Source organism: Paraburkholderia sp. DD10 (genome assembly GCF_049177125.1).
GTDB classification, from domain to species: Bacteria; Pseudomonadota; Gammaproteobacteria; order Burkholderiales; family Burkholderiaceae; genus Paraburkholderia; species Paraburkholderia terricola.
Map to the genome: position 1 here is coordinate 1,161,523 of NZ_CP185393.1, position 24,034 is coordinate 1,185,556.

At 62.4% G+C, this 24,034-nt stretch carries 21 protein-coding genes and 2 pseudogenes; 13 read left to right on the forward strand and 10 right to left on the reverse strand.

Features of this window, described 5'->3' with window-relative positions:
* Both ACOCG7_RS20615 and ACOCG7_RS20620 read right to left on the reverse strand, forming a co-directional pair.
* A complete protein-coding gene (locus ACOCG7_RS20615; protein WP_073432579.1) occupies window positions 1–366 on the reverse strand; it encodes a hypothetical protein in 366 nt (121 codons plus the stop codon).
* Between the two features lie 158 nt (window positions 367–524).
* On the reverse strand, window positions 525–1,355 hold the full coding sequence (locus tag ACOCG7_RS20620; protein ID WP_347143825.1) for an oxidoreductase: 831 nt from the start codon (window positions 1,353–1,355) through the stop codon (window positions 525–527).
* Window positions 1,356–1,604: 249 nt separating this feature from the next.
* Between ACOCG7_RS20620 and ACOCG7_RS20625 the strand changes: the two genes are divergently transcribed.
* The 4 genes from ACOCG7_RS20625 (at window position 1,605) to ACOCG7_RS20640 (ending at window position 4,525) form a co-directional block, all read left to right on the forward strand.
* Complete coding sequence (locus ACOCG7_RS20625; protein ID WP_416448134.1) at window positions 1,605–2,549, forward strand: AraC family transcriptional regulator N-terminal domain-containing protein; 945 nt, start codon at window positions 1,605–1,607, stop codon at window positions 2,547–2,549.
* Between the two features lie 154 nt (window positions 2,550–2,703).
* The gene (locus tag ACOCG7_RS20630; protein ID WP_073432577.1) at window positions 2,704–2,958 is read left to right on the forward strand and encodes a hypothetical protein; all 255 of its coding nucleotides are present in this window, start codon (window positions 2,704–2,706) and stop codon (window positions 2,956–2,958) included.
* Between the two features lie 124 nt (window positions 2,959–3,082).
* A complete protein-coding gene (locus ACOCG7_RS20635; RefSeq protein ID WP_347143823.1) occupies window positions 3,083–3,706 on the forward strand; it encodes a glutathione S-transferase family protein in 624 nt (207 codons plus the stop codon).
* Between the two features lie 192 nt (window positions 3,707–3,898).
* The gene (locus ACOCG7_RS20640; RefSeq protein WP_347143822.1) at window positions 3,899–4,525 is read left to right on the forward strand and encodes a TetR/AcrR family transcriptional regulator; all 627 of its coding nucleotides are present in this window, start codon (window positions 3,899–3,901) and stop codon (window positions 4,523–4,525) included.
* A 44-nt stretch (window positions 4,526–4,569) separates the two neighbouring features.
* Here ACOCG7_RS20640 and fabV read toward each other — a convergent pair whose 3' ends face one another.
* A complete protein-coding gene (fabV, locus tag ACOCG7_RS20645; RefSeq protein WP_347143821.1) occupies window positions 4,570–5,766 on the reverse strand; it encodes an enoyl-ACP reductase FabV in 1,197 nt (398 codons plus the stop codon).
* Between the two features lie 174 nt (window positions 5,767–5,940).
* On the opposite strand from fabV, the gene ACOCG7_RS20650 reads away from it, so the two are divergent.
* Complete coding sequence (locus ACOCG7_RS20650) at window positions 5,941–8,484, forward strand: penicillin-binding protein 1A (RefSeq protein WP_347143820.1); 2,544 nt, start codon at window positions 5,941–5,943, stop codon at window positions 8,482–8,484.
* Window positions 8,485–8,601: 117 nt separating this feature from the next.
* Here ACOCG7_RS20650 and ACOCG7_RS20655 read toward each other — a convergent pair whose 3' ends face one another.
* Window positions 8,602–8,856 (reverse strand): hypothetical protein, encoded by a 255-nt coding sequence (locus tag ACOCG7_RS20655; RefSeq protein WP_347143819.1) that lies wholly within the window; start codon window positions 8,854–8,856, stop codon window positions 8,602–8,604.
* 291 nt (window positions 8,857–9,147) lie between these two features.
* Between ACOCG7_RS20655 and ACOCG7_RS20660 the strand changes: the two genes are divergently transcribed.
* Window positions 9,148–9,423, forward strand: a complete 276-nt coding sequence (locus ACOCG7_RS20660) for a hypothetical protein (protein WP_347143818.1) — start codon at window positions 9,148–9,150, stop codon at window positions 9,421–9,423.
* A 30-nt stretch (window positions 9,424–9,453) separates the two neighbouring features.
* Here ACOCG7_RS20660 and ACOCG7_RS20665 read toward each other — a convergent pair whose 3' ends face one another.
* Both ACOCG7_RS20665 and ACOCG7_RS20670 read right to left on the reverse strand, forming a co-directional pair.
* The gene (locus ACOCG7_RS20665; RefSeq protein WP_347143817.1) at window positions 9,454–9,876 is read right to left on the reverse strand and encodes a cupin domain-containing protein; all 423 of its coding nucleotides are present in this window, start codon (window positions 9,874–9,876) and stop codon (window positions 9,454–9,456) included.
* A gap of 59 nt (window positions 9,877–9,935) precedes the next feature.
* Window positions 9,936–10,373 carry a carboxymuconolactone decarboxylase family protein gene (locus tag ACOCG7_RS20670; RefSeq protein WP_347143816.1) on the reverse strand — a complete coding sequence of 146 codons (438 nt, stop codon included), beginning with the start codon at window positions 10,371–10,373 and terminating at the stop codon, window positions 9,936–9,938.
* 366 nt (window positions 10,374–10,739) lie between these two features.
* Between ACOCG7_RS20670 and dacB the strand changes: the two genes are divergently transcribed.
* The gene (gene dacB, locus ACOCG7_RS20675; RefSeq protein ID WP_347143815.1) at window positions 10,740–12,374 is read left to right on the forward strand and encodes a D-alanyl-D-alanine carboxypeptidase/D-alanyl-D-alanine endopeptidase; all 1,635 of its coding nucleotides are present in this window, start codon (window positions 10,740–10,742) and stop codon (window positions 12,372–12,374) included.
* 21 nt (window positions 12,375–12,395) lie between these two features.
* Here the strand turns inward: dacB and ACOCG7_RS20680 are convergent, their stop codons facing one another.
* A complete protein-coding gene (locus ACOCG7_RS20680) occupies window positions 12,396–14,051 on the reverse strand; it encodes a D-alanyl-D-alanine carboxypeptidase/D-alanyl-D-alanine-endopeptidase (RefSeq protein WP_421379780.1) in 1,656 nt (551 codons plus the stop codon).
* A gap of 342 nt (window positions 14,052–14,393) precedes the next feature.
* On the opposite strand from ACOCG7_RS20680, the pseudogene ACOCG7_RS20685 reads away from it, so the two are divergent.
* The 4 genes and pseudogenes from ACOCG7_RS20685 to ACOCG7_RS20700 all read left to right on the forward strand — a co-directional run bounded on the left by ACOCG7_RS20685 (window position 14,394) and on the right by ACOCG7_RS20700 (window position 19,699).
* Window positions 14,394–17,092 (forward strand): annotated as a pseudogene (locus tag ACOCG7_RS20685) (type VI secretion system Vgr family protein).
* A 19-nt stretch (window positions 17,093–17,111) separates the two neighbouring features.
* A complete protein-coding gene (locus ACOCG7_RS20690; RefSeq protein WP_310132611.1) occupies window positions 17,112–18,269 on the forward strand; it encodes a DUF2515 family protein in 1,158 nt (385 codons plus the stop codon).
* A gap of 106 nt (window positions 18,270–18,375) precedes the next feature.
* Window positions 18,376–19,221, forward strand: a complete 846-nt coding sequence (locus ACOCG7_RS20695; RefSeq protein WP_310132608.1) for a hypothetical protein — start codon at window positions 18,376–18,378, stop codon at window positions 19,219–19,221.
* A gap of 52 nt (window positions 19,222–19,273) precedes the next feature.
* On the forward strand, window positions 19,274–19,699 hold the full coding sequence (locus ACOCG7_RS20700; protein WP_347143813.1) for an SRPBCC family protein: 426 nt from the start codon (window positions 19,274–19,276) through the stop codon (window positions 19,697–19,699).
* 115 nt (window positions 19,700–19,814) lie between these two features.
* On the opposite strand, the pseudogene ACOCG7_RS20705 reads toward ACOCG7_RS20700, so the two are convergent.
* A pseudogene (locus ACOCG7_RS20705) lies at window positions 19,815–20,327 on the reverse strand (DUF1348 family protein).
* On the opposite strand from ACOCG7_RS20705, the gene ACOCG7_RS20710 reads away from it, so the two are divergent.
* Window positions 20,236–20,505, forward strand: a complete 270-nt coding sequence (locus ACOCG7_RS20710; protein WP_347143830.1) for a hypothetical protein — start codon at window positions 20,236–20,238, stop codon at window positions 20,503–20,505. The pseudogene ACOCG7_RS20705 and the gene ACOCG7_RS20710 sit on opposite strands and share 92 nt — an antisense overlap.
* A gap of 292 nt (window positions 20,506–20,797) precedes the next feature.
* Here the strand turns inward: ACOCG7_RS20710 and ACOCG7_RS20715 are convergent, their stop codons facing one another.
* Window positions 20,798–22,198 carry an ISNCY family transposase gene (locus tag ACOCG7_RS20715; RefSeq protein WP_421379785.1) on the reverse strand — a complete coding sequence of 467 codons (1,401 nt, stop codon included), beginning with the start codon at window positions 22,196–22,198 and terminating at the stop codon, window positions 20,798–20,800.
* Between the two features lie 315 nt (window positions 22,199–22,513).
* Complete coding sequence (locus ACOCG7_RS20720) at window positions 22,514–23,530, reverse strand: IS110 family transposase (protein ID WP_176035837.1); 1,017 nt, start codon at window positions 23,528–23,530, stop codon at window positions 22,514–22,516.
* A gap of 271 nt (window positions 23,531–23,801) precedes the next feature.
* Between ACOCG7_RS20720 and ACOCG7_RS20725 the strand changes: the two genes are divergently transcribed.
* Window positions 23,802–24,011 (forward strand): type II toxin-antitoxin system CcdA family antitoxin, encoded by a 210-nt coding sequence (locus tag ACOCG7_RS20725; protein WP_154873825.1) that lies wholly within the window; start codon window positions 23,802–23,804, stop codon window positions 24,009–24,011.
* The last annotated feature ends 23 nt before the right edge of the window (window positions 24,012–24,034 follow it).

Below are 24,034 nucleotides of genomic sequence, written 5' to 3' on the forward strand. Positions count from 1 at the left end.
TCAATCGGCGATGCGCTTGTCCGCGAGGGCGCTCTGGCAGTCCGCCAACACCTGGCGGACCAGCCGGGCTTGCGGATCGAGTTCGTCGGTGTCGAGAATTTCCTCGACCGCGTCGCGCGCCCACTCCGCATCCACGAACCTTGCGTGGCGCCGCGCGATTTCGAGCGCCAGCGCCGACAGCCTCGCGATGCTCAGCCAGTCCGCCTCCCGAGAGCGGCGGTCGAGCCACTTGTGGGCGGCCTGCACGTGGAACGCCGCGTCGGGCCAGTCTTCATTCAGGTAGTAGGCGCCGAGGCTCCCGCATGTGAGCCAGCACAACAGCTCCAAACGGTCACGTGGACTCAGATGATGGCGTACATCACTCATGGCGACGCTCGCTGCTGTAATTTGCATTCCGGTGAGGGCGGCGGGCGCCGTCCTGCGCTTGTATCCAACAATATCACGCAGAATTCACGCCCGGCAATTCGTGACGTACCCTGGCTGTTGCGCTGCGGAAAACTCGAAACGGCGAGGGCAAGGCGCGCTCACGAGAAATCGGTCGAGCGTGACAGCGCTTCCCACGTCCCGATCTCCGCGCCCAGCGCCGCCAGCTTCGCCGTGACCAGCTCGACGGCGTCGTTGCCGAGCAGCAGATGCACAGGCGGATTGGGCGCCGCCACGATCTCCAGCAGCGCTTGCGCGGCTTTGCGCGGATCGCCCGCCTGCTTGCCGCTTTTCGCCTCGCGCGCCGCGCGGACCGGGTCGAATACGGCGTCGTAATCGGCGATGCTCCGGCCCGCGCGGACCATCGAGCGTCCGGCCCAATCCGTGCGGAACGAGCCGGGTGCAACCGCCGTGACCTTGACGCCGAAGCTCGCGACCTCTTTCGCCAGCGTCTCGGAGATGCCTTCGAGCGCGAACTTGCTGCCGCAGTAGTACGCGATGCCCGGCATCGTGATGAAGCCGCCCATCGACGTGATATTGACGATATGGCCCGAGCGGCGCTCGCGCATGCCGGGCAGCACGGCCTTGATCATCGCCACCGCGCCGAACACGTTGACGTCGAATTGACGGCGCAAATCGTCGAGCGGCGACTCTTCCAGCGTGCCTTCGTGCCCGTATCCCGCGTTGTTGACGAGCACGTCGAGCGCGCCGACGGTTTCGGCGAGCGTCGCGACTGCGGGGGCGATCGCGTCGAAATCCGTCACGTCGAGAACGATCGCGTGCGCGCGTCCGGGCGCGAGCGCCTCGAACGCGTCCCGCGCCGCGCGATTCCGTACCGTGCCGGCGACCGTATGACCCGCATCGAGCGCCGCTTGCGCGAACGCGTGGCCGAAACCGGAACTGACGCCGGTGATCAGAAACGTTTTGCTCATGGTGTTGCACTCCTTTATTTCAGGTGGTGTGAAGGCGCTTTCGGGCGAAAACGCATGGCGTCGGCGGAACCCGGCCCGAGGCTGAATGGTAGGCGCGCCGGCGGCGCACGCGAATGCCGGTTCGTCTGCGGTGCTTGCCTGATCGTATGAGTGCATGGATTTTTCGGCGCGCCGGTGGCACGCTAGCGGCACGTTCCAATCCGGCTCGCAATCAGGCGCAATCCGGCGCACTCCTCGCGCTCCTCACACGTGATGCTCAAACACAATGATCCGGCGCGGCAACGCATGGTGGCGTTGCTCGAAAGGCTCGCGCCGCTCGAAGGCTACAACCTCACCGCGCTGCCCGACGTGCGCTTTCTGCGCTCGAACCGGCCGCTTCGCCGCACGCCCGTTCTCTACGACCCCGGCATCGTGATCGTCTGCCAGGGGCGCAAGCGGGGCTTTCTGGGCGACACGGTCTACGTGTACGACGCACAGCACTATCTGGCCGTCTCGGTGCCGGTGCCGTTTTCGATGGAGACCGAGGCGAGCGAGGCCGAGCCCTTGCTCGCCATCTATTTCCGGCTCGATTTCAAGGTCGCGGCCGAGTTGATGCTGCAACTCGGCGATAGGGCAGCCGGCGCGCCGGCCAAGCCGCGCGGCATGATGTCGACGCCGCTCGATGCGAGGCTGAGCGCCTCGGTGCTGCGTTTTCTCGAAGCGATGAGCGTGCCGCTGGAAGCCGAATTGCTCGGCCCCGCGCTGGTGCGCGAAATCTACTTTCATGTGCTGACCGGCGAGCAGGGCGGATCGATGCGCGCCGCGCTCACCGCGCAGGGGCAATTCGCGAGAATCGCCAAGGTCATCCGCAAGATTCACGCGTGCTATCGCGAACCGCTCGACGTGGAGCAACTGGCGCTGGAGGCGAACATGAGCGTGCCCACGTTTCATTCGCACTTCAAGGCGGTGACGCGCACTTCGCCGATGCAATATCTGAAGTCGACGCGGCTTCATCAGGCGCGTCTTCTGATGGTGAGGAACGAGATGACAGCGGCGCTCGCATGCGTCCAGGTGGGATACGAAAGCGCCTCGCAGTTCAGCCGCGAGTTCAAGCGTTTGTTCGGGCGCAGTCCGGTGGAAGAGGCGCAGCGGATGCGCAGGAGCTTCGCCGTTGCGCCGCCCGCGCCGGGCACGATCTTCGTGGCGTCGCATTGATGCGTCGCTGGGTGGGCGCGACGGGGCGACGTGGCGCGTCGTTTCGTTCGCTGTTTCGTTCGCTGTTTCGTCATTCCGTTGTTTTGCGCGGCCGGGAATGCGGGTTGCTGCTCGATGTCGTTGTCCGCTTAAACGCGAGCGAAGGAGAATCGCCATGCAGGAAGTCCACACCCATCGCGGCTTCGTCGTCACGGTGCTGGCCGAGGACGATCCGGCCGGCGGCTCGTCGGTCACCACGCGCATCGAACCCGGCAAGGAGCATCCGCTTCCCGACGACGGCACCGACTGGAGCGCGCCGCACCTTGCGCGCTCGCCGTATCGCGGCGCTGCCGCGATCGGCGCCGCGTTCGACGAGGCGCGCCGGCAAATCGACGCGGCGCTCGGCGACCCGGACCCGATCGAGGACTAGCTCATCGTTCGACGTTACCGTTCGACGCCGCCGCGCGCGAAACCCGCGCGGCTTACTGGCCTGGTACGCAGGCAACCCACTGCCCCTGTGCGTTTTCGCAGGCAGGCGCTACGCTACGAGTCCCATGCTGCAAATACTCGGCAAGACCTCATCCATCAATGTCCGCAAAGTCCTGTGGACCTGCGCGGAGCTCGAACTTCCATTCGAACAGGAAGACTGGGGCTCGGGCTTTCGTGCGACCCATGTCCCCGAATTTCTCGCGCTCAATCCCAACGGCATGGTTCCTGTCATCAAGGACGGCGAGTTCGTGCTGTGGGAATCCAATTCGATCATCCGTTATCTGGCGGGCCGCTATCACGGCGAGGCGCTTTATCCGGCCGATCCTTGTGAGCGCGCGAAGTGCGATCAATGGATCGACTGGCAGGCGAGCGAACTGAACCGCTCATGGAGCTACGCGTTTCTCGCGATGGTGCGGCGTTCTCCGGCTCATCAGGATCCGCGGGAGATCGATGTGTCGTGGGCCAACTGGACGCGTCATATGGCGATCATCGAGCGGCAACTCGAATTCACCGGCGCGTTCATCGCGGGTCCGTCGTTCTCGCTCGCCGATATTCCGATTGCGCTGTCGGTTAACCGTTGGCTCGAAACGCCCTTGCGGCACGACGATTTTCGCGCTGTCGCGGCGTACATGGAGCGGCTCGCCACGCGCGAGGGCTTTCGCGAGTATTGCCGGAACGGCACGCCCTGAGCCGCGGATTCGAACCTGCAAACGGTATAAGGGCTGCACGCACAGCGCGCGGCGCGGCGGGCTGCGGCTTTCTCCCGCGTCCATTCGTATTCGCGGCAACCCACCGATCATCGATCGCGATTCGCGCGCGCCGGACCCGCGCTCGGCTTTTAGAATACGAGCCATCGTTCACATTGACGCCTCGTTTTGCCCATGCCCAAATCACCCGCCGCGCAGCGGCTGAAGCCCCGCAAGTCTCCGGTTCAACAGCGTTCGGCGCGCACCGTCGAAGCCGTGCTCGAAGCGGCGGCCCGCATTCTCGAAACGCGCGGGCTGGCCGCCTGCACGACGAACGCGATCGCGGAGCGTGCCGGCGTCAGCATCGGTTCGCTCTATCAATACTTTCCGAATCGCGATGCGCTGACGGTCACGCTGATCGAGCGCGAAACCGCGCAACTGGTGGCGGATATCGAGGCGGCGTCGCGGGTGGAGCATTCGCGCGACAGCGTGCTGGCGATGGTGCGCGCGTCGGTCGCGCATCAGATGCGCCGGCCGGTGCTCGCGCGTCTGATCGATTTCGAGGAGCGCCGCTTGCCGCTCGGCGAGCGCGAAGCACGGCTGGCCGACCTGATTCAGGCGGCGCTCGTCGGCGCGCTCACCGTGAAGCCGGGTGCGCCCGAACTGGACGATGCGAGCCTGGTGGCGCGCGATCTGCTGGCGATCGTGCGCGGCATGATCGACGCCGCGGGCGAGCGTGACGAACGCGACGCCGCGGCGCTGGAAGCGCGCGTGATGCGCGCGGTGGACGGCTACGTGGCGCAGTCGTGCAGGGTGAACTAGCGCGCCGCGGGTGTGCCTGGCCCGCTGGTGCGCCGCGCATCACCTTACATTTGCACGAGCTTCGGGATCGGCACGTCGGGATTCACATCGGCTTCATAGTCCACGCCCGCGATCTCGAATCCGAACAGACGCAGAAAATCGGTCTTGTAGCCGCTGAAGTCGGTGAGCTGGTAGATGTTGTCGCTCGTCACCTGGCCCCACAGTTCCTGAACGCGCGCTTGCACCTCGGGATCGAGCTCCTTGTCATCCGCGCGCAGACGGCCTTCTTCATCGATGCGCGGCGCGTCGCCGTACATGCTGTCCTTGTACAGACCGTAGACCTGCTCGATGCAGCCTTCGTGCGTGCCTTTCTCCTTCATCACCTTGAAGAGCAGCGACAGATACAGCGGCATCATCGGAATCGCGGAACTGGCCTGCGTGACCACCGCCTTGAGCACCGAGACGCGCGCGTCGCCGCCGCTGGCCGCCAGTTTCTCGCGGATGCCGAGCACCTTCTGGTCGAGATCCTTCTTGGCGGCGCCGATCGAGCCGTTCCAGTAGATGTCGTGCGTGATCTTTTCGCCGAGGTAGGTGAACGCGGTGGTCTGCGCGCCGTCGGCGAGCACGCCGGCCTCGAGCAGCGCGTCGATCCACATCTGCCAGTCCTCGCCGCCCATCACCGCGACGGTGTTGTCGATCTCGGCTTGCGTGGCGGGTTCGAGAACCGTTTCCTTGACCACTTCCTTGTCGGTGTCGATGCCGCGCAGCGCGACCGCCTTGCCGACCGGCTTCAGCGTGGAGCTGAACACCTCGCCGGTTTTCGGATGCGTGCGCTTGGGCGCGGCGAGGCTGTAGACGACCAGATCGACCTGGCCGAGATCGCGCTTGATGATTTCGATGGTGCGCGCCTTGACCGCATCGGAGAACGCGTCGCCGTTGATGCTCGTCGCGTACAGGCCTTGCGCGTGGGCGAATTTCTCGAAGGCGGCGGTGTTGTACCAGCCGGCCGTGCCCGGTTTGGTTTCGCTGCCGGCGCGCTCGAAGAACACGCCGAGGGTGGCGGCGTCCGAACCGAACGCGGCGCTGATGCGCGCGGCGAGGCCGTAGCCGGTGGATGCGCCGATCACGAGCACCTTCTTCGGCCCGTTGACGATGGCGCCGCGTGCCTTGACGTAGTCGATCTGCTCCTTGACGTTGGCTTCGCAGCCGGCCGGATGAGTAGATACGCAAATGAAGCCACGCACGCGCGGTTTGATGATCATGAAGCACCTCTTGTCGGAATTGGCGACATTATAGTGGGCCTCGATTTTTGCCGGCGCGGCGCTTGGGCGGGCACGCCAGGGGTCACAGGGATCGACGCAAGAATCGGCGCAAAAATCGGCTGGCGGCTCGCATCTTGGTAGGATTCAGCCTTTCCAAGCAGACGGTAAGCCAGTGTGACGCGCCTGATCAACCGATTCCTACAGACCCTCGACAAAGGGCTGACCCTCGCGAACCCGCTGGTCGCCGGCGCCTGGTGGCATATGCGGCATCCCACGCGCCGCGGCGTGGCAAGGGCTTGCGCCGCGCTTCCGGTGCTGCTGCTTCTCTACGTGCTGATCCTGATTCCGTTCACGCCTGGCATCGGCGACATCCGCAAGGCGAAGAGCGAGCAGCCCGCGCAAATCCTGTCGGCGGACGGCAAGCTGCTGGCCGAATTCAAGCCTTCGAACCGCGAGTGGGTCAAGCTCAAGGACATCTCGCCGAATGTGGTGAACGCGCTGATCGCGACCGAAGACCATCGCTTCTATCAGCATTTCGGGCTCGACTGGCGGCGCACGGCCTCGGCCGCGCTGCATACGTTTTCCGGCGACCGCCAGGGCGGCTCGACCATCACGCAGCAGCTCGCGCGCAATCTTTATCCCGACGAAATCGGCCGCGCGCCGACGCTGACCCGCAAGCTCAAGGAAGCGATCACGGCGTTCAAGATCGAGGCGCTCTACACCAAGGACGAAATCCTCGAAACCTACCTGAATACCGTGCCGTTTCTCTACAACGCCTACGGCATCGAGATGGCCGCGCGGACTTACTTCGACAAATCGGCTTCGGAACTGAACGTGCTGGAAAGCGCGACGCTCGCCGGCATGCTCAAGGGCAACAGCTACTACAACCCGGTGCTGAACCCCGAGCGCGCCTTGCAGCGGCGCAACACGGTGCTCGCGCAAATGGTCAAGTACGGCAAGCTCACGCCCGCCGCCTACGAGACGCTCAAGCGCCGCGCGCTGCGCATCGATTTCGAGCGGCAGACGGAGCCGCCCGGACCCGCGCCGCATTTCGCGCAGCAATTGCGCAAGTGGCTCGCGGCCTGGGCCGATCGCAACGACTACAACATCTATTCCGATGGGCTGGTGGTGCGCACCACCATCGATTCGCGCTTGCAGACCATGGCGACCCAGGCGGTGATTCTGCAGGGCAACCAGTTGCAGGGCATCGCGAACTCGGCGTGGGGCACGCGCGCCGGTTGCGCGAACGGCCGGGACCTGTTGCCAACGTTCCTGCGCGAAACGCCCGAGTATCGCGCCGCGAAAGACGCGGGCATGACCGACGAGGACGCGCTGAAGCGCCTTTCGTCCGACCATCACCTCGTGCAGGCGCTGTGCGAGAGCAAAACCCGCGTGCAGGCCGACTTTCTCGCGATGGACCCGCGCAACGGCCAGATCAAGGCGTGGGTCGGCAGCCGCGACTTCAGCCAGGACCCGTTCGATCACGTTCAGCAGGCGCGGCGTCAGCCGGGATCGACCTTCAAGCCGTTCGTCTACGCCGCGGCCTTCGAAAGCGGCGCGAAGCCGACCGACACGCTGCCCGACAAGCCCGTGGAAATCGCGCTGGCCGGCGGCGAGATCTGGCGTCCGAGCGACGAGGACGAACCGAGCGAACGCGCCATCAGCCTGCGCGACGGCCTCGCTTTTTCGCGCAACCGCATCACCGCGCAACTGATGGAGACGGTCGGTCCGACCAAGGTCGCGAGACTGGCGCGCGCGATGGGCGTGCGCGACAGCACGCTCGATCCGGTGCCGTCGCTCGCGCTCGGCACGAGTCCCGTCACGCTGAAGGAAATGGTGTCGGCCTACGGCACGATCGCCAACCTGGGCGGCTACGTGGAGCCGGTGATGGTCACGCGCATCGAGGATCGCAACGGCGAGGTGCTGGCCGAGTTCGCGCCCGCGCCGCCCAGACAGGAACTGTCCGCCGACGCCGCGCGCACGCTCGTCGACGTGATGCGCGACGTCGTGAGCCGCGGCACGGGGTCGAGCATTCGCAGCCGCTTCGGCGTGCGCGGCGACGTCGCGGGCAAGACGGGCACGACCCAGGGCAATGCGGACGGCTGGTTCATCCTGATTCATCCGCAACTCGTGGCGGGCGCGTGGGTCGGGTTCAACGACAGCCGCGTGACCTTGCGCAGCGACTACTGGGGGCAGGGGGCGCATAGCGCGCTGCCGATCGTCGGCGATTTCTTCCAGCGCGCGCAGCGCTCGAAGCTGGTCGATACCCGCGTGAAGTTCGAGACCGAGCAGGAGCCAGGCTGGTTTGCCGAGCGCACCGACCGGCTGCGGGCGTGGTTCGAGCATCTGTTCGCGGCGTCGCCGGGTCAGAGCGAGGCGCCGGTGGTGCGGCGCGAGCCGGCGCGCCGTGCGCCTGGCGGGTCTGCGGCGAGTGCTGCGTTGGGTGTGTCCGGTGCTTCGGCGGCGTCCGGCGCGTTGGGTGCATCCGGTGCATCCGGTACATTGGCTGAGCCGCGCGAAGTGCCGCAACCGCCGCTGCTTTCCGCGCCGGCATCCGCGCCGAGGTTCGCGAGCGGGGCGGTCGATGGCGAGGTGCGTGGCGGCGGCGAACCGGCATTGGCGCCGACGCCCACGCCGGACGACGTGACCCCGCCCGATGCGGGCAGCGCGGCCAATGCGCTGCAGGCTGCGCCGGCAAGCGCCGGTGGCGCGCCGTGAGGTGAGACGACGCCTCGGACCGTTGCCGCAGTTGCCGATGAACGTGGCTCATTCGGCTCCGCGCTTTCGACTCGGTCTACGGCATTGATGCGCGACAGATGATGGATCTGTCGCCCTTCATACCCGGCTTCCGACAGCGAGCGCCTTGAAGGCCGCGGCGTTCTTCCATTCAGGCTGCATGGCCGGCTCCGCGCGCAACGCGGGTGGCGCGGGCGCGGCATCGACCGTGGTTTTCGGGGTGACGTTCGAGCCGGGCGCCTTGCAACCCGCGGCGCCCAGTGCGACGAGTGCGACGACTGCAACACACAGCGCACTCGCCGCAACCGGACTCGCGGCGCATTTCAATCGGTTCAACGGGTAGTTCGCTCGCATGGCGACCTCCACTTTGATCATTCGATTCTATACCCGCGTGTCCCACACGACAGGCGACGCGCGCGCGATCCGACAGCGCTACGGCCGATGATTGTTCAGTCGAGCGCAACAGTGTTTTCGGAGGGCGGGGCTGATCTCTCGCGCACGATTGGCGATAATTTCGAAACGAAAATCGGCTAATAGCGCAGGTGATACATGTTCAACGTTTTCTCAGCCCGCATGCCCGACAAGGACGGTGCAGCGGGCGGGCCTCGACGGCGAAGCCCGTTCTCCGACCGCTTGCGCAACCTCATGATGGCTGTGGCAATGGGCGCTTCGCTCGCCGGATGCGCGTCCGCCACCGACGTGGTCGCCACCGACAAACCCGGCACCTATACGGTGGCCGCGAGCGCGACGGGCGGGCGGATGGCCTGGGCCCGCGCGCACGAGCACGCAGTGAGCGAGGCGCGCGACTACTGCGAGCGTCGCGGCATGCAGAGCCGTGTCATGAACGAAACGGTAAGCGGCGTGGAAGTAATGACCACGCACGCGTCCTCAGTGAATTTCGAATGTCATCCGAAGTTCTAGCGCTGTCGCCCGGCGCTCGTCGTTGGGCGTTCACTTCTTGTCGAACGTGACGAGGTTCTTGTCCTTCGTGTCGGCCACGAAGATCGCCAGCAGCTTCGCCGGTTCGGTATCGCTCGCGTTCTCGCTGACCATGTGATGCGCGCCGGGCTTCTCGGTCCACGATTCGCCCGCGCGAAAGACGCGCTCCTCGCCGTTATCGATGCGGCTGCGAATCGCGCCCGAGAGCACATAAGCAACCACGAAAGCCTGTCCATGCCGATGCGGCGCGGACTTGCCGCCCGGCACATACTCGACCACCAGCGCCGTCATCGTCTTGCCGGGGACGTTCGCAATCGCCTCGGCGAAAGCGGGCGTGACCGTTTCCCGCGTGGCAGGCGCATCGGCGGCGAAGGCGGGCTGCACGCTCGCCGCGAGCGAAAGAGCGGCAAGCGCGATCAGTGTGGGTCGTTTCATCGTGTGACTCCTGGACAAGCTTGGGCGAGCGTCGTGATTTCCTGTCGGTGCGCCGGCACTCACTCGGGCAGCTTGCGGAAGCCGATCGCGAAACGGTTCCACGCGTTGATCGCCGAGATCAGCAGCGTCAGGTCGACCAGTTCCTCGTCGCTGAAATGCGGGCGCACGGCTTGCCATACCGCATCGGGCACGTGCTCATGCGAAACCAGCGTGAGCGCTTCGGTCCATTCGAGCGCCGCGCGTTCGCGATCCGTGAAGAACGGCGTTTCGCGCCACACCACGACGGTCGCGAGACGCCGTTCGCTTTCGCCGCCCTTGCGGGCGTCCGTGGTGTGCATGTCGACGCAATAGGCGCAGCCGTTGATCTGCGACGCGCGCAGACGGACCAGTTCAGTCAGCGATTTTTCGAGCGCCGATTTGCCCACCTGCTGTTCGATGCCCATCAGCGCCTTGATCGCGGCGGGGTTGGCTTTGTAGAAGTCGAGGCGTTGTTCCATGATTCACTCCTTGGGTCGGTTGGACGCATTCAGTGATGCGGTGAGTGAAGATTAGGCCCGCAGGTGGATTTATGAAATGACCGATTCCGGCGATTTTCAGGTAACCACTTGCCCTGAATTTCACGCCTGGCAGGAAGCGCGAACGATCGTGCGCGTCGCGGCTCGTCTCTCCTTTTTCGGTCAATTGCCTTTGCCTAATCGCAACGCATGCATTAACTGCATGCATCCCGCGAAGTACGTTCTATAGTTGCTTAGCGAGCGTTGCATGGCGAGAACCGAGCGCGGCACAGCGGCCAGATCGCCGGCTTCGACACTTCGTGCGAGCTTTTCGAACGACAAAGACAAAACCAAATCTGGAGACCTGAAATGAACGCGTCTATCGACCGGCAGCGCAAACGCTGCGCCGTGATTGCAAGCGCATTTCTGCTGGCCTCGTGCGGCGATTCGCTCGACTCGAACATGAGTGTTCCCGATCCGATCACGCAGGTGATGCAAAAATCCGCATACAAGGATGCAACCTGGTCGATGCAGGCGGTCGATCTCGACTCCGGGCGCGTGATCTACGATCTCAACTCCAGCTCGCAGATGTTCATCGCGTCGGTGCGCAAAGTCTTTTCGACCGGCAACGCGCTCAACGCGCTCGGCGCACAGCACCAGTTCGTGACGCCGGTCTATCGGCAGGGCACGGTCGCCGCGGACGGCACGCTCAACGGCAATCTGATTCTGGTGGCAAGCGGCGATCTGACGATGGGCGGCCGCGCAAACGCCGACGGCACGATCGCGCTCACCAGTTTCGATCACAACGAAGCCAACGCGCTGGGCAATGCGGTGCTGTCCGCGCCCGATCCGCTCGCCGGGTACAACTCGCTGGCGGCACAGGTGGCCGCCGCGGGCATCAAGACGATCAACGGCGATGTCGTGATCGACGACCGGCTCTTCCAGCCGTTCAACTTTCGCGACGAGTTCGAGGTGCGGCCGATCTTCGTCAACGACGACGTCGTCGATGTCTCGTTCAATCAGAGTGCGGAAGGCGCGGTCCTGCCGTTCGACTACCGTCCGAAATCGGCGGCGTTCACCGTGCAATCGACGCTGAAGACCGGCAGTGCGGCGTCGGCGCTCGACATCGAACTCGCTCCTGAGCTGCCGCCGTGCATCGGCTCGGCGAATTGCGTGGGCACGGTGAGCGGAACGGTGCCGGCGGACTTCGTGCCGCCTCTGACGGACGCGTATCCGTTGATCCGCACATTCCGCGTGACCCAGCCGTCCAACTACGCGCGCACGGTTTTCATCGAGGCGCTGACGCGCGCGGGCGTGACGGTGACGGCCGCGCCCGTCGCGGCCAACCCCGCGCAGTTGCTGCCCGCGCAAGCGTCGTATGCGAGCGCGCAGCAGATCGCGCGACTGGTGTCCGCGCCGTTCGTGCAGGACGTCCGGTACGTGAATAAAGTCAGCTACAACATCGGCGCCGACGTGAGCCTGATGCTGTTCGGCCTCGCGAAGAACGGCTCGACGACGATGGCCGCTTCGCTCGCGGCGGAGCAGAGCGAGCTGTCGTCGACATTCGGCATTTCGCCGAGCCAGTATCACTTCATCGACGGAAGCGGCGGCGGCGACACGACCGCGAACGGCATCGCCGTCGTCGCGATGCTGCGCGGCATGCGCTCGAAGCCCGACTTCGCGGCCTATGTGGATTCGATGCCCGCGCTGGGCGTCGACGGATCGCTCACGACGATCACGAACTTCGAAGCCGACGCGACGCTGGCGGGCGCGAAAGGCCAGGTGCACGCGAAGACGGGCACCTACGTCGGCGTGAACGCGTCCGCGCCTACCACGCCGATCCTGAAAGGCCAGTCGCTCGCCGGCTATATCGACGCGAAGAGCGGCCGTCGGATCGTGTTCTTTCTGACGGTGAACAATGTGCCGATCACGGGCATCCCGGACATCCTGACCGTCTTCCAGGACCAGGGCACGATCGCGGCGCTGCTGTGGAAGCTGCAATGACGCTTTACGTTGCTTGCCCGCTCAGTATTTCGCATAGACGATGCCGAGAATCCGCGCTTCGTCATCGAACACCTCGAGCGTGTCGGTGAGCGCGGCGACGGGACCGGCGTTGTTGACGAAGAGCGCATAGGCGAGGCGGCGTCCGCTTTTCGCGTCGATGTAGCCCGCCATGTTCATCGCGATCATCTGGCCGTTGGAGACGGTCGCGCCGCTCTTCACGAGAATATGCTGCTTGCCTTCCACATCGTTGCCGATGGCCGCGAGGGAACCGTCGACGCCGAGAATCGGCAGGGCGTTCCGATACGCCGCCTGGATCGGCCGGCGGCTCATCGTGGCCAGCAGCGTCGCCGTCGTGCGGGCCGTCGCGCGGCTGTCGGGCGTGCCGCTGCCATTGCTCGGAAAGTCGAAGCCCGCACCGTCGAGGCCGAGCGTGCCCGTCAGATACTTGCGCTCGGTGGAAAGCGCGTCACCCACGGTTCTGACGCCTTGCGCAAGACCCTGATACATCAGGCTCAGGTTCGCGCCCGTGTTCAGGCTCACCTTCAGAATCAGTTTCGAGAGTTCCGAATAGGGTAGGGACGTGAAGCTCGCGACCTGTGTGGCGGCCGAGTAGGTTTGCGCCGAGGGCAAACGGGCCGACGCGTTGCGCTGCACGGCGGGCGCCGACACTGTCACGCCGGCCCGCGCCAATGCATCGATGAATGCGGTGCGGGCAAAGGAAGGCGGATCCTCGACGCGCAGATTGCTCACGTACAAAGGGTTGCCGACGAGCGGCGACACGTAGCCGAGAGAAATCGACGCCGGCGAGCCGAGGCCGGCCTCGCCCGATACGGTTGCCGTGCAGCCGGGCGCAGCCAGACAACTGAGCGGCCCTGCATCGAACGCGTCGCCGGATACGACGATGTCCGCCGCGCCCATTGCGCCGCCCCCGCTTTGCGCCGCCGTCGTGATGGTGGTGCCTTGCAGGGTCATCGCGCTGGTGCGTGGCCGCCAGTCCAGCGCGCCGGGCTGTCCCGCGCTCGCGCCCGGAGCCAGCGTCACGTCGATCAGGTTTTCGTTGACGAGGATCGGCGAGATCAGCACGTTGCCGTTCGGCACGCGAAACGCATCGAACAGACGGTCATCGACGATGACATCGCCGCTGACGGCCGTGATGCCGGACGCTCGAACCTGCGCGGCCAGATCGTTCAGCGCGGTCAGCGGATCTTCGGGCGTCAGGATTGCGCCGTTAAAGCCGCGCGCCTCGTTGTGGTCGAAGTCGGTGAAATCGATGGTGCCGTCGGGTTTTTGCCGTCCGCCGAACGTCAGGTCGCCGGACGCTTTGAGGATCAGGTCGCCGGTCAGCTTGCCGGACGCGTCGAGTGTGCCGTTCCGGTAGACGGGCGTTTGAAAGCGATGGTCCGCGCCGAGCAGGTCGAGCGCCGTGCCCACCGAGTACAGCTTGCGCACCGAGCCCGTCAGGAACAGGGTGTCCGGTTGCAGCGAGTCGAGCACCTGGGCCGTGCTCGCGTCCATGACCACCATCGACCATTGTGATTTCGCGCTCGTGTAGCGCGGTTTGTTCATGATCTGCGCGATGGGATCGACCGGAGGAACGACCGAGAGGTCGCTGCCGCAACCGGCGACGAGCGCGCAGGCGACCACCAACGCCAGAATTGGCGGGAACTGTGCGCGCATGGGTATTCCTGTCGATCGTGATGGGGAAGCTTCAGCTTAGGATGGTGGTGGGGGAATGGAAAGCGTGGGGCGTGGGGGTGGGTGCGGTGGGGCACGGAGGGGGGCGGCGGGTTCTTCGACCAAGGTCGATTTTCGAGTGCAGCAACGTGCGTTACTCGAAAATTAGAAATAACTTAAAAATAGCGAGTTTTACACTGGCCTTATGCGTGATGCATGCTTACTCGCGAGAAATAAATGCCATTTAAAACGCAAACAATATCAACTCTATAGTCGATCCATCTGAAGTTTTGTAGAATCGCGCGATCGCGGCATGGCTTGGTCAGCTAAAAAAGACGAGGTGATATGGGCGCGCAGGACATGATCGGGGCAATCACTGGCGGACTCATCCAGAGTGATCGCCTGTGAAGCTGGATACTGCTCTGGGAAATAATGTCCTCGTGCCCCAGCGGGTTGTCGGTCATTCGCGAATCGGCCGCCATTTCGAATTCACCGTTGACGTCGTTTCCACATCTGCAACGATCGAACTCAAAACGCTGATCGCCCAGCCTGTCACGCTCTGGGTCCAGCAGACTGACAGGTCCTATCTGCCTCATCACGGCTATGTTCACACCGTCCGCCGTCTCGGGTCGGATACTGGCCTCACGAGCTATCAGATCGGCTTTGCATCGTGGATGCACTTTCTGCGCTTTCGCAAGGATGCGCGGATCTGGCAGGACAAACCGGCCGATGAAATCCTGACTGATGTATTCAACATGCACCCGCAGGCCCAGGGGGCATTCCGGTTTGCGTTGAGCAGGCCCCTGCCTCCGCGTTCGTTCTGCATGCAATACGAGGACGACTGGAATTTCGTCCACCGGCTGATGGAAAGCGAAGGCCTGTTCGGCTACTTCGAACAAGCCGGCGACGGCAAATCGCATACCCTTGTCGTCACAGACAACCTCGATACATTCGAGCCGCTTTCGCCCCGGACCGTCGGGTTCTATCGCGCGGGCACGAATAGCGAAACCGATGCACTGGTTCAATGGTCGGGCACACGAACACTTCAAAGCACAACACTTACGACGCGCACGTTTGATTACAAGGCACCGGCTTCGTCAGCCAACCCGAAAGGCACAAACATCCCGACGCTTCCCAAGGCGGGAAACCTGCCCCAGCAAGCCGAGGTCTATGAGTACACGGGCGCTTACACGTACGGTAGCCAGGACCGGGGCGATACCCTTTCAAAAATCCGCATGGAAGAATGGGAATCGCGGGCAAAGCGTTTTTATGGTTCCGGCGGTGTGCGAGGTACGGATGCCGGTCGCTGGTTTGAACTGGATGACCACCCCGGTCACGCCACGGATAGTGGGCAGAACCGGCAATTCGCCGTTATCGAGGCGGCATGGTTCATTGAAAACAACCTGCCGGTGTCCAGTCAGACCGCCGATTTTCCGCACAGCCTGAAAGGCGACCTGGCGACGGTCAGCGCGAGTCACGCCACTGACGAGTCATTGAAGGTCGGACACGCCGATGGCAGCGAAGGCTTCTTCCTCGTTGAAATCGAGGCGCAACGCAAGATCGTGCCGTACCGTAGTCCGTTTGAACATCACAAGCCGAAGATGCATCTGCAGTCGGCAATTGTCGTCGGTCCGGCTAACGAAGAGGTCTATACCGACCAGCTCAATCGCATCAAGGTGCGCTTTCACTGGGACCGGCTCAATGACGGCGACGAAAAAGCATCCTGCTGGGTGCGGGTTGCCATGTCCGATACGGGTGGCGGATACGGCGGCGTGCATGTGCCACGTATCGGCGAAGAAGTGTTGATCAGCTGGGTTGACGGCGATTGCGACAGGCCGCTGGTCACGGGCCGCGTCTATAACGGCGCGACACAACCGCACTGGCATTCCAACGGGCTGCTCTCTGGCTACAGGTCGAAGGAATATCAGGGCAGCGGCTACAACCAGATGGTGATGGATGACTCGACGGGCCAGAACCGCGTTCGTCTATATTCGACGAGCACCAATGCGCATTTGCATCTGGGTTACCTGATCGACCAGAGCGGCAACTCACGTGGACCATACCTCGGCAGCGGCTTCGATCTGAAGTCCGACGCTTACGGTGCAGTGCGTGCCGGTCAGGGTCTGTATGTCACGACCTATCCGGCAACCAGCCAGCCGCTCGATGCACGGCAAACCACCTCGCAACTGGTGAATGCCGAAAGCGTGCTGGAATCGATGTCCGACGCCAGCACCGCGCACCAGGCGGAAAGTCTCAGGGACGGCTACGACTCGCTGAAGGCATTCACCGACGCGACACGGAGCAACGTGTCGGGTTCATCGTCAGGCGGGAACACCGCAGGCGGTGGAACAGGAAGCGCAAATGCGTTCATGGAGCCTGTCATGCTCTTTGGTAGCCCTTCGGGCATCGCCCTGTCCACGCAGCAGTCCGTTCACATCGCGAGCGATGCACAGACCAACCTCGTGAGCGGACAGAGCACGCACCTCGCAACGGGCAAATCGCTAATTGCAAGCGTTGCGGAAAAGCTCAGCTTGTTCGTGCAGAACGGTGGGATGAAGCTGTTTGCGGCTAAGGGCAAGGTCGAAGTGCAGGCGCACTCGGACAACATTGAGATTACTGCGCAGAAGACGTTGAAAATCTTGTCTTCGACCGAGCGGATCGAAATTGCGTCGGCAACGGGCATCCTGTTGACGAGCGGTGGCGGCTATATCCGCCTCAAGGACGGCAACATCGAGATTCATTCCCCCGGTGTGGTCGACATCAAGGGGGCCGCGCACATGTTTGCGGGTCCGGCGCAGATGCGCACCAACCTGGGCGCGTTCAAACAATCAGACGGACCGTACGACGAGAAGTTTGTGTTCAAGGATGAGCTCGGGCGTCCCATGCCCAGCATGGCGCATCTGCTCGAAATGCGCAGCGATCAGTTGGAGAACATCACCGATCAGGACGGCGCGGTTTCGCGCATGTTCACGAGCAATCCGGAGAAGATCTCCGCGTTTCTGCATTTTCCCAATATCACGAGCGGTACTGACTCGCTCAGCTAAACGGTGCAAGAGGGGATTCATGGCTAATGATTCGGTCGTCAACGACGGCGAAGGTACGGCCTATCTGAAGGGCAGGCAGGTTGGCCAGGGCACCACCAATCAGATGCCGGACTCATGCGTCGATTGCACGATAAAGTGCGAGGATCTCTGGTCTGTCGCGCAAATGAAAAACATCGGCTTCGAAGCGGAGAGTGGCCGTTTCATCGAAGACGCAATGCGTCGCGCGAAGCGCACCGCCGGTAACTATGCGCAACTTTTCCTCGCCGACGAAGGCACGGACAAGGCAGGACGTTTCTACTGGCCCGGTCTCGCCGCGTTTGCCGCGAAAGAGGTCGTGGCCGGGATGGATCTTGCGATGCAGTTCATGTCGGTGCAGAAGCCTCAGGCAGCGCTCGGTATGGCGCGCGATTCGGCACGCGTGACGTTCTACTATCTTGCGAAGGGCAATCTCTGGGTCTTTCTCGAAGTGACCACGTGGCACCTCTTCTACCGGGACTACGGCAAGGAACTGTTCGAACACTGCAAGGAAAAGCGCGACGTCGGCACATATGATCCGGCGGTCAAGAAAATTATTCAGAGCCTGCCTTGGGCGAGCGGCCCGAACAACGGATTGATCGAAGCGCTGCGCAAGAAAATCGTCGTTTTCGGTGCGGCCGAAATCATGGACGGATCGGCGCTCACAGAAATGAATCAATGCAAGCTTACCCCGTATCTGAACAATGGCTTTGGCCTGCTGGCGCAATATGAAGCATCGAGTGCCAAGGGCCGGCCTCCGCTTGCCCGCTCCGCAGCATGGCAATTTCTGCTACACGAGCAGACGCTTCATTTGCAGAAGATGGTGTATGACCACAAGGAGTTCCGCGATGCCATCGATATGAACGATTTCGGTCGGTTGCCCGTGTTACGTTCGTTGTCGGGAGCGAAGGACCCCACGGTGTTTTTCAATGCCTCGGCAGACGTTACGCCAAGCATCGAAGAAACGGAATTGAAGCCGTATGACCTGCAAACGGATGACATCAAGGTGACAATGGACACTGGCAAGCTTTATGACACGACCGACCGGATGGGCTACGTCACGAAGATCCTGAACAAATACCATTACCTGATGACGTCACCGCGATATCGACCGTACATGATCGAGCAGATTCGAACAATCGGCGGGTGGAAGGATGCTTAAGCGACGGATCGCGACGATAGCCGCATGCGCCGTTATTGCATTGGGTTCGACCCACACGTGGTCTGCAAAAGGCGAAGCAACGAACGTTCAGCAAGGAAAACATGTGATGCAGGCAAACCTCTCCTTCGGATTAGGCGAGAACAGCGACGAGATCATGCGCAAGTCCGCCGTGCCGATCAGGAAATCAACGGTGTCCACGGCGTTGATGTACGACGCGAGCCGTATCGCGACTGGCGTCGAGCCGGTCTTTGAGTTCAAGGATGACCGGTATGGCGTGCTCTTTCCGCAGGCAACTAGCATCGAATTCATGTCGGACTCGGAGGAAGGCGCGCGCGTGCGCAATATCGAGGTGACCTTCAAGGTTCCTGGACCACCGCACGACATCAAGGATCAGGCGGCGCTGAGTGCGTACGACGACGCGATCTATCGCTATGTCATGGATGTCATCGCGCGTATCAACCGGGCCGGCTGGAAGCGCTTCATCGCAGCGGATTCGCCGCGGCTCAGCGGACTGGACACGTATGTTTTCGACGCACCCGTGAGCGGCCAGAAATATTCCCCGCCGCCTGGCATCGACTATGCGGACCCGACCTACCCGCTGACGCTCGAGCAATGGACACATCTAAGGGCAGGAGGCACGGTCATTTGGAGCTGGCACGTCGACAATATGTTTATCGATCTGCAATATACGAAAGACTTCCGTGCGGCAGACGCGCCACTGGTGGTTGGCGATCAGCTGAGCGCAACGATCAGGACCGACGAAACGTGGCTCGACGCGTTCGGCAAGGATGGCGATGTCACGCCCGACGCCTTGCGTGCTCGCTACCGCAGTGCGCTACCGGAAATGCTGGCGACCCGCAGAAAGGCGGAGACGATGGCACGTGCTCAGGGCGCCACGATTCTCGATCATTGGAATGAGGCCGTTATCTCCGGCGTTCCTGTTCACCAATGACCGGCGATCCGTTACCCGATATTGCCCGATGGTAAGCCGATTGATTTTTCGCATGCCTGCAACATCGGCAGAGGTATTTGAGGCGTTCCACAATCACGACACGCGTCTGCGCTGGGACACCTTGCTGAAGCAGGCAACGCTGGACGGTGGCCATCGTTATCCGTACGTTGGCGCCGTTTCTATCAACGTCGGACGTGGATGGAGGGGGGTGTTCTGTTTGCGTACGCGTTTTATTGCCTACGATCCACCACAACTCGCCGCGGCGACGATCGACCAACCTGTAGGCATTTTCAACGAGTGGAGTGCGTCGATACGCCATCGCGATCGCGACGACGGTACATCGGATCTCATTTACACCTTTAAACTGGGCTTACGCCCGCGATGGTTCCATCGGCTTTGCGTGGACGCAGTGACTGCGATCTTCGAAGAAGAAACACGACGACGTTTCGAGTCGCTAGCTGCCTTTCTCCGGCAATAGGTCTCATCTCTTGATGAGCCTATCGAATTTTTGAATTGGTCGCGAAATGCTCACTGGTCGCAGCGGCGGTGTTCATGTCGATGAGGCTCCTGCATGGTTGCGAGCGTGGGTTTTTTCAGAGACCTAGATCGCTGAGTCCGGGGTAATCGTCCGGCCGGCGTCCGAGCGGCCAGAAAAACTTGCGGTCGCTCTCCCTGATCGGCAGATCGTTGATGCACGCATAGCGGTGATGCATGAGTCCATCGGCGCCGAACTCCCAGTTCTCGTTGCCGTACGAGCGATACCAGTTCTGCGCGTCGTCGTGCCATTCGTAGGCGAAGCGCACTGCGATGCGCTCGCCGCCATACGCCCACAATTCCTTGATGAGCCGATAGTCGAGTTTGCGTTGCCATTTGCGGGTCAAGAGGGCGACGATCGCCGGGCGCCCCGTTGCGAATTCGGCGCGGTTGCGCCATACGCTGTCCACGCTGTAGGCGAGCGACACTGTCTCGGGATTGCGCGAGTTTCAGCCATCCTCGGCGAGACGCACTTTCTCGATGGCGGTTTCGAGCGAAAAGGGCGGAAAGGGCGGTCGCGCCGCGTTGACGCGCCTGTCGACGCTGATCGAGTGCCGGACGCTGATCGTCATGCAGCCGGGGCGCTCGCTGTCCGAGAACGGCAAGGAGTTTCTCAAGTTCCTGCGGCTGCAACTGCAGCAGGAAAGCACGCAGATAGAAGCCGTTCTGGATCTGCGGCACGATGGGCAGCCGGGACAACCTGCGCGGTCGGGTAAGGCGACGAATGCGCCGGCGTCGGCCGTTCGCTGACGCTCACGCCGCGTTTCAGCGTGAAGGTTTATCGTGCGCTTCCGTGTGCGAACGGGTCTGCGGCGCGCGCACATCTGAACTTGGCTGGAACACGACATTCTCATATTGCTGCTACATGTTTGTCGAGGCCATTCTCAAATGTCGTGGCGGCAGCTAAATACAAATGTCGTGTTTTCAGGGTTAAAAGGTCCTTCTTTCATCGGTTACTGATCATCCAGTGTCGAAGGATCCGCCGTGAATGGGCAGGGCGCTGACGTCTGTTTCGACTGACCCTGCAGACCACCGGCCAGGTTTACGGGTTGCGGGTTATCTGTCTTTGCTGGGCAAGATCCACGATCACATGCTCGATGTCAGTCTGCGTGAATTCGCGTTCTTTCTTCTTGCCCGGCGAGCTGCCCTCAGCCCTGGTTGCAACCCCCAGATGCGTTCGTGAAGGCGCCTTGCCGATCCGGCTGTTATCGCGTTGAGCCTGAATCACCTGCGCGACCTGCAGCACGTGGCTCAAGCGTTTATGCTCGACGATCGCGCCCTGATCGATTTCTGTCAGCCGGTCATACTGCCTGCACGACAATGCACCGCCATCTGCCCGAAGTTCGATTCGCCCATCCGGATACTCCCAGACCTCGATATACCGGTCGATCAGCTTGCGATGCGCCGGCGTATCGTCCAGCAGATACATGACGCGGTCGTACTGCACGGTCAGCGCCTTCGTCACCTTGCGCGGCTCGCGCCACGTGAGCACGAGTTCAAGGTTCTCGTCAGCCCTCGGCGGACGGTGTGCGTCAAAGTCGCTCTTCGGAGGCTTTGCGAAACGCGCGTTGTAGGCCGCCATGAAGGAGGGCACCCAGGCATTGGCCGCAGCGATCGTGCGGATGTCGCGCAAGCGCATTTCCTTCACCATCCGGTCCTGCAGCGTCAGGTGCGCGCGCTCGACACGGCCCTTGGCCGCGCTACTGTTTGCACAGATCGTGTCGATGTTCAGCTCGTACATCGCGCGACCAAACTGCGTCACGCTATTGCCGGTCCTGCTTGCGGCCGTGTTCCGGAACACGCTCGCCTTGTCGCTGTAGAACGCCACCGGCTTGCCGTGACGCTCGATGTACGCACGCGTCGCCTCGAAGTAGCTGAAGGTCGATTCCGTGGCCGTGAAAAGCACGTGCATCAGCCGGCTCGTTGCGTCGTCGACGTACACCAGCAGCGTGCACTGCGGCGCCCGGTCCTCGAACCAGGGATGCTCGCTGCCGTCGATCTGGATCAGCTCGCCCAGGCACGACCGCCGCGCGCGCGGCTGGTAGACCTTCGGCGGCCGCTGCCGGCGCGGCACCCATAGGCCCGCGTCCGTCATCAGCCTGCGGACCGTTTCCTTCGCCAGACGTATGCCGTGGCATTCGTGCAGCTTCTCGCAGGCCAGCGTTGGGCCGAAATCGGCGTAGTACTCGCGGATAATCGCCAGGGCGCGCTGGGCCTCGTCGTCGTCCAGCCGCCGGTTACCCGGTCGGCTGCGTTTGCGTGAGACCAGGCCCGCTGCGCCTGATTCACGATACCGGATTACCAGCCGCTCGATCTGCCGCACCGTCAGGCCCAGACGGTCGGCAGCACGTCCAGGTTTCAGACTGGTGTCCACCACAGCCTGGATCACCTTCAGTCGGTCGAGTTCGCGCATGTTCAATGTCACCAGTGTCGCTGGATGCATGGCCGGCTCCGTAATCCCGCGGGGAACCGGCAAGCATACCCAGAGCAGAACACGACATTTCTTATATGGTCGCCTCCCATTTGCAAGGAGATATCGTTGTTGGCGAGGAGGGTGGTTGCGGACTTATATCCGGACTCGATTGCGGAACATACCCGCCGGCCCCGATGGATTTCGCCGCAAAGGTCCTAATCTAAATAACGGACTCGAAGTCCGAGAAATGTCTCAGGCTTGCCTTTGCGCGGTCCAACCTGTCTTGCCATCGTTCAACATCACCAATGCAACCGTGAGTGGGTTTGTATCAACTACAACGCATTTTCAGGCTGGCGCAGCCGTAGGACACTGATACGTTCGACCGTATGCAAGCAATGCCCAGATTATTCGCGCAACCTTGTTCGCCAGTGCGACAGCCACGACGTTCGTGGGTCGTCGGGCAAGCATGCTTCGCATCCGTTCAGGCAGATGTTTTGAACTCGATATGACGGATCGGGCGCCGTGGATCAGCAACGTGCGTAAATAGACGTCGCCGCGTTTGCTGATGCCGCCCAGCTTGACCTTGCCACCGGAGCCATTCTGTCTCGGTACCAGCCCGAGGTAGGCGGCGAATTCTCGCCCGGACCTGAACGCGTGTGCGTTACCGATGACGGCAACTGCAGCCGTTGCAGTCAACAGACCGACACCAGGAATCTCGGAGATGCGACGGCATGCTTCGTCGCCGCGATGCCATTCAGTGATGCGTTGTTCGATGTGCAGGATCTGCTCGTCGAGGGCTAACAGCCTTGATAGCTGATCTTGCAGACTGTCGATTAACATGGCTGGCACTTGATCGGCGATCGATGCGAGCGATGCTTTGGCCGCGTCAATTGAGGCACGCCGGCCTTGCGGCAGGATCACGCCAAACTCGTACAGCAGGCCGCGCAACTGGTTCACCTGCATCACGCGGAATCTCACGAGTTGCTGGCGCATCCGGTGTAAAGCAAGCATGGCCTGCTGATCCTCCGATTTGATGGCGACGAACCGCATACCGGGTCGTTGAGCTGCCTCCCAGATTGCTGCAGCATCCGCAGCATCGTTCTTGTTGGATTTGACGAATGGACGGACGAACTGCGCTGCAATTAACCGGACATCGTGGCCGAGCGCCGCAAGCTGTCGGGCCCAGTGATGCGCGCTTCCACAAGCCTCCATCACAATCCGGCATTGGGCACGGTTGGCAAAGAACGGCGTGAGTTGGGCGCGCTTCAGGGCCTTACTGTGGATTACGCCAGTTCCCGGTTCAACGAAATGGATCTGGAATACGCGTTTGGCCAAATCGATGGCAATGGTTGTGGGTTCCATCTGGTTTCTCCTTACCGCATGACCTTGCGGAAACGATACTGTTGCACATCGCCCGCGCCAGGATATTGGCGTCCAGACGGCGGCCTTCAGATGACCGCTAAGGCGGGAGGCGACCATTCCATCTATAAAGCTACTACAGTCCGAAATGTTGATAATTTGTATTATGTACAATCATGTGCAGCACACGGACCTGATTCGCCTGCGCTGGCACGCGCCCGCCGTTTTCGACTATGCACGGATGCGCGATACTTATATGCCATAGGAGTTGTCCATGATTTCGCACAGATCCGGCAGCCTGGCGAACCCCACATCTCAACCGGCGCGCAAGTCCACGCGCAAGTCCACCAATGTGTCGTTGCCAGCCGACCTGCTTGACCGCGCGAAACGGCTGGACGTCAACATCTCGCGCGCCAGCGAACGGCGCCTGCGCGAGGAAGTTCACGAGGCCGAAAGCCTCGCGACGTTGCCGGCAAAGGCGTAAAACCAGCGCCGCGCAAACCTCGT